Here is a 6,185-nt window from a genome sequence, read left to right as displayed (position 1 = left end):
TTTGATTAACGCGCGACCAAGAAAAGCGTTAGAGTATATTTCTCCGTTGGAATATCTGGCGGGCAGGCGTGTGTCACTTATGATGGCAATCTAGGCCTAGCTCCGTGATCAGTCTCGATGATGTAGCTTAGAAATCATCCACACCGCCGAAGTAAGCATTTATACATAAGTGCCTGAAGGTGGTTTATAATCTGTTACTTGATTTAAATAGAAACCGAAATCATGTCCGTATATAATCAAGCTTTTAAAGCTAATGTGTTAGATGATTTTTGAATAGGGAAGTGCAATGAAATCAATATACTGTGGGCTTGCGCTATGTGTACTTAGCTTTCAGGCTTTTGCTTATGAGGCTGAGTGTGAAGTTCAATATGGACATTACCCTGAAATCCAGAAAGCTAAGATTAAAATCATTGTTAATAATCGACGATTGACTACTTTTACTGCTCATACTCCCCGTGGCGGTGGGCATAGTAAATTTTATAAAAAAACTAGGGAAGGTGGTTTTGAGTATGTTGATGAAAACGGGCTTGTTACCTACCTCGGCCCCTTTGAAAATGGGAAATTTTTATACGACTATGACGGATATGCTTTTGGAACTTGTTATTTTTTATAGGCCCCTCCGATTCTAGCATTTATACATAAGGTTAATTATGCGGCGAATGCGAACAGCTGCTTGCAACTGCGCATAATTAACCTTATGTTCAATGCGGATTCAGTGCTGGGAGCTCGGTGAACTAGGTGCTTCCCTTGCTCTTGTACAGGCAAAAAAACAGCCAAACCCGGAGGCCTGGCTAGTTGTGGTAGTTTAAAGCAGCCCACGTTCAGCAAAGGAGCATGACTCTCCTGGTGCCACGATGAAGTGATCTAGGACTCTGATATCGAAGACCTGTAGTGCATCTTTTATGCTCGCCGTGATCGGCAGACTCTCACCTCTTTCCTTACACCAGCCGCAGCGGTTGGTGCAGACTTCGGCGAGTTGTATTGCTCGCCTCTCCAGTTGACCTTCGCACTCTGTGGTTAACGCATCCATACGTCTCGTATAGTTCTTTATTGTCCCAATTCCTGGCTGTTTTCAGTTGATATTCAGTACACGCACAGCTCATCCTGTTGCCTCCTGTACAATGCAATCATCCATGGGCCGCTTGGCACAAGATGAACGTACAGGAATAAACTGCCATGAAACGAGACACAGTACTTTTTGACATCAATGAAACGGTTCTGGACCTGGGTTCTCTGAAACCCTTATTCAAGTCGGCTTTCGGTGATGAAGGCGTCACGGCAACATGGTTTTCGACGCTCCTGCATGCATCTACAGTCTGTATCGTGACCGGGGTGAACACCAACTTCGCAACCCTTGCCGGCACCATGCTTGATGCTATGGCTGCGCGTGTCGGAGTTACATTGGCTGATGCTGTACGCAGCGATATTCTTGGCCGCTTTGCCACACTTCCACCTCATGCCGATATCAAGCCTGCGCTGGCCCGATTGCGAGTGGCCGGTTTTCGTACGGTCGCGTTCTCAAATTCATCACGGGAGCTGATATCGGCGCAAATGAAGAATGCAGGCCTGGCAGAGTATTTCGATGAAATTGTCTCGGTGGAAGAGACCGGCAGTTTCAAGCCCGACCCCGCAGTCTATAAATTTGTTGCCAAGCGGTTGGGCAAGCCAATAGAAGAATTACGTTTGGTGGCCTGCCATGACTGGGATACCCATGGCGCTTTATCAGCCGGCATGTGTGCGGCGTATATTGACCGTACCGGCGCACCGTATCACCCGCTGTATCGTCGGCCGGATGTGTATGCCGCGACGATGGGCGATGTGGTTGAAAAGATCATCTCCAAAGCGTCTACACAGTAGAGTATTCACAGGTACTGCAAGCAGTCAGGCAAGCCGATTTCCATGGCGATGGGGCGATGGTCAGACAGTACGCAGTCCAGTACGCGGGCGCTGCGGATCTCCAGTGCCGGTGAAATCAGAATGTGGTCCAGCGCGCGGGTGGGTCGCCAGCTTGGATAAGTGGGCAGGTTTTCCTTTGCCGCCACCAAATCCAGTCCTTGCAGGGCCGACCGGCTGAGCAGGTGTTCAAGTGGATTGTTCATATCGCCCATCAGTACTACATGGTGGTGGTCTTGTATCAGCTCGCGTATGTAGCGCAGCTGCCGGTCCTGGGCGCGCGCGCCCAGTGCCAGGTGCAAGACGATTATCAACAGCGCATGTTTGCCTTTACCCAGGCGTACCAGAATGGCACCACGGCCGGGAATCAATCCTGGTAACGGATGGTCTTCAACGAAGTCAGGCTGGAGTCGGCTGAGTACGCCGTTACTGTGTTGGGCCAACTTGCCGAGGTTTCGGTTAAGTTGCTGATACCAGTAAGGGAATTCGCCCGCTTGCGCCAGATATTCCACCTGATTAATGAAGCCGCTGCGCAGGCTACCGCCATCGACCTCCTGCAGGGCGACCAGGTCATACTGGCGTAGCAGGCGTCCGATTTCATCGAGAGTGCGGTTGCGCTGGCGGTGGGGAAGCAGGTGTTGCCAACTGCGGGTCAGGTAATGATGAAAGGCCCGCGTATTGATGCCGACCTGAATGTTGAAGCTGAGCAGGCGCAAGGTTTCACGCCTTGTGGTTGCCAGCGCCTGTGGGGTGGTTGAGCCCGATTGATGTGTTGCATGGGTGTGATGGGTCATGGGGATGGTATCGGTCCGTTGTCTCCGAGTCCCTTCACAGTACGTGACGCCCCCGGCGACGTCTATTACCACGGCAGCGAAGTTGTTTGATCCCGAGCATGAGATGTTGCGTCTTCGCCGCGAGGACGGTCAGGCCGAGCGGTATTCGGCTTCCGTCAGGCATCGGCAGGATCCCGGTAGCAGCGTTGATTCCAGCCGGATCTCGCCCATGCTTTCACGGTGCAGCTGTGTGACCTCGTTGCCAATGGCAGCAAACATGCGCTTGACCTGGTGGTGGCGGCCTTCGTAAATGGTCAGGCGGCACTCTCGCAGGCCCAGTCGTTGCAGTTGTGCCGGAGAGGTCATGACGCCTTCGCGTGCCAGCCAGATACCGGCCTGAAAGCAAGATTCAGCCTCGACACTGATCGGTTCAGCAGTAGTGACATGGTAGACCTTGGGGGTTTTATGCTCCGGTGCTGTGACTCGGCGGGACCAGTGGCCATCGTTGGTGAGCAGCAACAACCCCGTAGTGGCGCGGTCGAGACGGCCAGCAATATGCAACAGAGGCCGCAGTGGGGCCGGCAGCAGTTCGAGCACCGTCGGGTGCTCCGGGTCGGAGGTTGCGCTGAGATAACCGGCCGGCTTGTTAAGCATGAAATAGTGGGCCTGTTGCTGTTGCAGCAGCTGGCCGTCAAGCTGGATGGTACTGAACGCATCTATCAGCCGGCGCGGGTCGGTTGCCGTTTCTCCGTTCACCATAACGTGTCCGGACGCCACCAGGCGCCGTGATGTCTGGTGGCTGTGTTCGGTATGTTTACAGATGAAACGGTCCAGGCGCACGGCTTACTCGCCTTTGAGCTGCTTGATCAGTGACGGGGGCAGTTCGGTCATGGTCAGGGTGTTGGTGTCTGGATCGAATGAGATCGTTTTGCCCAGTGATTCGTTGCTGAAGCTGATCGAGACCTCTTTGGTGCGGCCGGTGTAGCGGATGTATTTTTTCAGACTGCTAGGGTCGGGTATGAATTCTTCCTTGGTCTGCGGTGAGCGCTCGGTGATGAAGGTGTCCAGCGGCACGTCGGCAATCGATTCGACCAACTCGGCCAGGGTGTGGAAGTTGACGGTTTCTCCTTCCTTGGACTGTTCCATGCAGAATTCGGCCACTTCCTTCTGATAGCGCTTACCGCTGTCTTCCGGCATGGATTCGCTGTAGTCCTGAACCAGTGCCATGAACTGTTCGGTATCGGCTCGGGTGTCGACAGTGTTGGTGAAGCCGGTGAATTCCATCAGTGCGCCCTGCAGTGGACGGTCACCAAAGCCGAAGCTCAGGGTTAAATAACGCGTCTTGTCAGGGGTGTTGATGTCGTGGAGGTCGATACAGGCACAAAAACCGGTTTTGGAAAAATTGATGTAGGCCGTGTCCTGCAGGTCATTATCGCTGTTGAGCAGCAGGCCTTCTTTCTGCTTCAGGCAGGTGATCCAGAGCCGTTGTGCGGCTTCTAGCTCCTCGTGAATGAACAACCAGTAACCATCGGTTTCCAGATCCTGCTGTTCCATCAGCATGGCCAGCTGTTCGACGACTTTGCGGCTAAATTGCGTAAAGCCGATGCCCTCATCCATCCAGTTCATGACCAGTCCTTTGAACGTGCAGGATTCGTCGGCAAAACAGCCATAACGCTTACTGGCGCGTCGGGTGAACAGAGGTTTTATTTCACTGAGCAGGCGGCTTTTATGCTCTTCATTGTCAAAAGGTTCTTCACGCAGGCTGTAGGACTGTTCGCCGGTACGACGGGTGAGGCGGTGGACGATGGCGGCGGTAACGGGCATGGCGAGACTCTCTGGTGGTCGTAAACGGGACGTGGATTATAAACAATCCGCGCCCCGAAAACGCCCTTCATTGATCAACAGGTCTGTGTTCGCTCAAGTGGGCGTGTTGATGGTGTGCATGTGACTCAGGATGCGGTCTGTTTCTTTTCACGCTTGTCGCGGCGTTTTTCTTTAAGAGTCTTGGTTGGTTGTTTTTTATCTTTACCTTTGGCCATTTCTATATCTCCGTAAAATAATATTTAGCGCACTAATACTCATGATTTTTACGCTGTATAACATCATCAAAAAAATAAATGGAGAGATGCGAATGCATCAGAAATTCTTCAAGGCACGTTCCTCCGGAAAAATGATTTAATGTATTATCTTGATCAGTTTGAAGTTGAGGTTTTCCCCCATGAAATACACACGGCACGTATCACCTTGAGACATGCCCAGCAGTGCAGCTCCCAGAGGTGATAGCACTGAAATTCGCTGTTGTTCAGGCTTGGCTTCGGCTGGTGAGGTCAGCGTGAAGAAGCAGGTCTCTTCGGTTTGCAGTATACGCAGCAATAACAAGGCACCCGGACGCGCCCGTAGGCCGGGGGCCTGGTTCAACTGCTCCATACGACTGAATATTGATAAAAGATGTAATGGGCTGGAGTAGTTGTAGTGCTCCCCAACCATAAAATAGTGACTTAAACGCTCAGCAATACGCCGTAATGATGTCGGTACCTGACAGTTCATAAACCCTCCGCCAATGAATAACACTGGATATCTGCCGGAGAGTGTAAGTGCTCTCCGGCTTAATGCGGGAATGTGACGGATTCTTGAAGATATAAAACCATGTTGGATATGATCGATATATTAAATTAATTTATAGCGATCATACCTTGGGATTAATAAAAGGCAAGCCAAAGGCCTACACGTGTTTCAGCAGATCGAGAGCATAACGCCAGCTTTGTTCTGCAACATCAGGGTTATACATCACGCCTGCATCTGGGTTGTACGCGCCGGGGATGCTGAATGAGTGCAGTGTTCGACTGAAGTTCATAAAAGTCAGATCAAGCTGATTGTCTTCAAAGTAGTTCAGCGTGGCGCAGATATCTTCTTCAGGCACCATTGGATCGATGTTGCCATTCAAGAGCATAAAGCGGGTTGTCGTATCTGTGGGTCGTCGGTCTTTCGGGAAGGAAAGCAGGCCATGGAAGCTGATGGCAGCCATATACCCTGCACGGGTAAGGCCGGTCAAAACGGCACACATACCGCCAAGGCAGAATCCCATGGCTGATGCTTGCTTGTCTTCGTTGCCCGCCTGGGTGCAAATAAAGGTATTCAACTGGCACAAGTGCTCAACCATGTGATTGAAATCCCGTGTCAGTCGGTGCATGGCAGACTTCCGTGCTTCGATCGTGGACAGGTCTTGCGTGTTGCCAAATAGATCGACGATCACGGCATCGAACCCTGCCGAGTTCAACCGGCTTGCCACGCGGCGCTCAAAATCAGTGATGCCAGCCCACGTGGGGTATACCAGTACCTGATGGCTGGCACCTGTCAGTTGGAAATGCTCATGTCTGAATAGTTCGCCCTCTGTGTTTTGCTCAATAATTGCATGCTCAATAGTCTGTTCCGAATTCATAATGAATACACCACTGTACTTTTCTTTCTGTGTTTTGATCATCGTAGCGCATATCTAATCTATAAATCTTCCCCTTGTCC

The 6,185-nt window shown here is 51.5% G+C and carries 8 protein-coding genes; 2 read left to right on the top strand and 6 right to left on the bottom strand.

From position 1 onward, the window contains the following. Positions 1-286 precede the first annotated feature (286 nt). Entirely contained in the window at positions 287-613 is a 327-nt protein-coding gene (locus CLV44_RS17240; protein ID WP_146140011.1) for a hypothetical protein, read from the top strand. 192 nt (positions 614-805) lie between these two features. Here the strand turns inward: CLV44_RS17240 and CLV44_RS17735 are convergent, their stop codons facing one another. Further along, positions 806-1,030, bottom strand: a complete 225-nt coding sequence (locus CLV44_RS17735) for a JAB domain-containing protein (protein ID WP_106592747.1) — start codon at positions 1,028-1,030, stop codon at positions 806-808. Positions 1,031-1,176: 146 nt separating this feature from the next. Between CLV44_RS17735 and CLV44_RS14015 the strand changes: the two genes are divergently transcribed. Next, the gene (locus CLV44_RS14015; protein WP_106592746.1) at positions 1,177-1,857 is read left to right on the top strand and encodes a haloacid dehalogenase type II; all 681 of its coding nucleotides are present in this window, start codon (positions 1,177-1,179) and stop codon (positions 1,855-1,857) included. A 5-nt stretch (positions 1,858-1,862) separates the two neighbouring features. On the opposite strand, the gene CLV44_RS14010 is transcribed toward CLV44_RS14015, so the two are convergent. From CLV44_RS14010 to CLV44_RS13990, 5 genes are all read right to left on the bottom strand, one after another. Continuing rightward, the gene (locus tag CLV44_RS14010; RefSeq protein ID WP_106592745.1) at positions 1,863-2,687 is read right to left on the bottom strand and encodes an endonuclease/exonuclease/phosphatase family protein; all 825 of its coding nucleotides are present in this window, start codon (positions 2,685-2,687) and stop codon (positions 1,863-1,865) included. A 129-nt stretch (positions 2,688-2,816) separates the two neighbouring features. Then, positions 2,817-3,506: a pseudouridine synthase gene (locus tag CLV44_RS14005; protein WP_106592744.1), complete on the bottom strand. Its 690-nt coding sequence runs from the start codon at positions 3,504-3,506 to the stop codon at positions 2,817-2,819. Positions 3,507-3,509: 3 nt separating this feature from the next. Continuing rightward, positions 3,510-4,490 carry a nucleoid-associated protein gene (locus CLV44_RS14000; RefSeq protein WP_106592743.1) on the bottom strand — a complete coding sequence of 327 codons (981 nt, stop codon included), beginning with the start codon at positions 4,488-4,490 and terminating at the stop codon, positions 3,510-3,512. 351 nt (positions 4,491-4,841) lie between these two features. Continuing rightward, positions 4,842-5,213: a GreA/GreB family elongation factor gene (locus tag CLV44_RS13995; RefSeq protein ID WP_106592742.1), complete on the bottom strand. Its 372-nt coding sequence runs from the start codon at positions 5,211-5,213 to the stop codon at positions 4,842-4,844. Between the two features lie 175 nt (positions 5,214-5,388). Further along, positions 5,389-6,147 carry a dienelactone hydrolase family protein gene (locus CLV44_RS13990; protein ID WP_106592741.1) on the bottom strand — a complete coding sequence of 253 codons (759 nt, stop codon included), beginning with the start codon at positions 6,145-6,147 and terminating at the stop codon, positions 5,389-5,391. Between the last annotated feature and the right edge of the window lie 38 nt (positions 6,148-6,185).

This window comes from Marinobacterium halophilum (assembly GCF_003014615.1).
Lineage (GTDB): Bacteria > Pseudomonadota > Gammaproteobacteria > Pseudomonadales > Balneatricaceae > Marinobacterium > Marinobacterium halophilum.
The sequence above is the reverse complement of the archived record's forward strand: the minus strand, read 5'-3'. Positions and strand labels throughout refer to the sequence as shown.

Coding starts and splice junctions, on each gene's coding strand:
- CLV44_RS17735 (WP_106592747.1), bottom strand. CDS start 1,030: ATGGATGCGTTAACCACAGAGTGCGAAGGTCAACTGGAGAGGCGAGCA.
- CLV44_RS14000 (WP_106592743.1), bottom strand. CDS start 4,490: ATGCCCGTTACCGCCGCCATCGTCCACCGCCTCACCCGTCGTACCGGC.
- CLV44_RS17240 (WP_146140011.1), top strand. CDS start 287: ATGAAATCAATATACTGTGGGCTTGCGCTATGTGTACTTAGCTTTCAG.
- CLV44_RS14015 (WP_106592746.1), top strand. CDS start 1,177: ATGAAACGAGACACAGTACTTTTTGACATCAATGAAACGGTTCTGGAC.
- CLV44_RS13995 (WP_106592742.1), bottom strand. CDS start 5,213: ATGAACTGTCAGGTACCGACATCATTACGGCGTATTGCTGAGCGTTTA.
- CLV44_RS13990 (WP_106592741.1), bottom strand. CDS start 6,147: ATGATCAAAACACAGAAAGAAAAGTACAGTGGTGTATTCATTATGAAT.
- CLV44_RS14010 (WP_106592745.1), bottom strand. CDS start 2,687: ATGACCCATCACACCCATGCAACACATCAATCGGGCTCAACCACCCCA.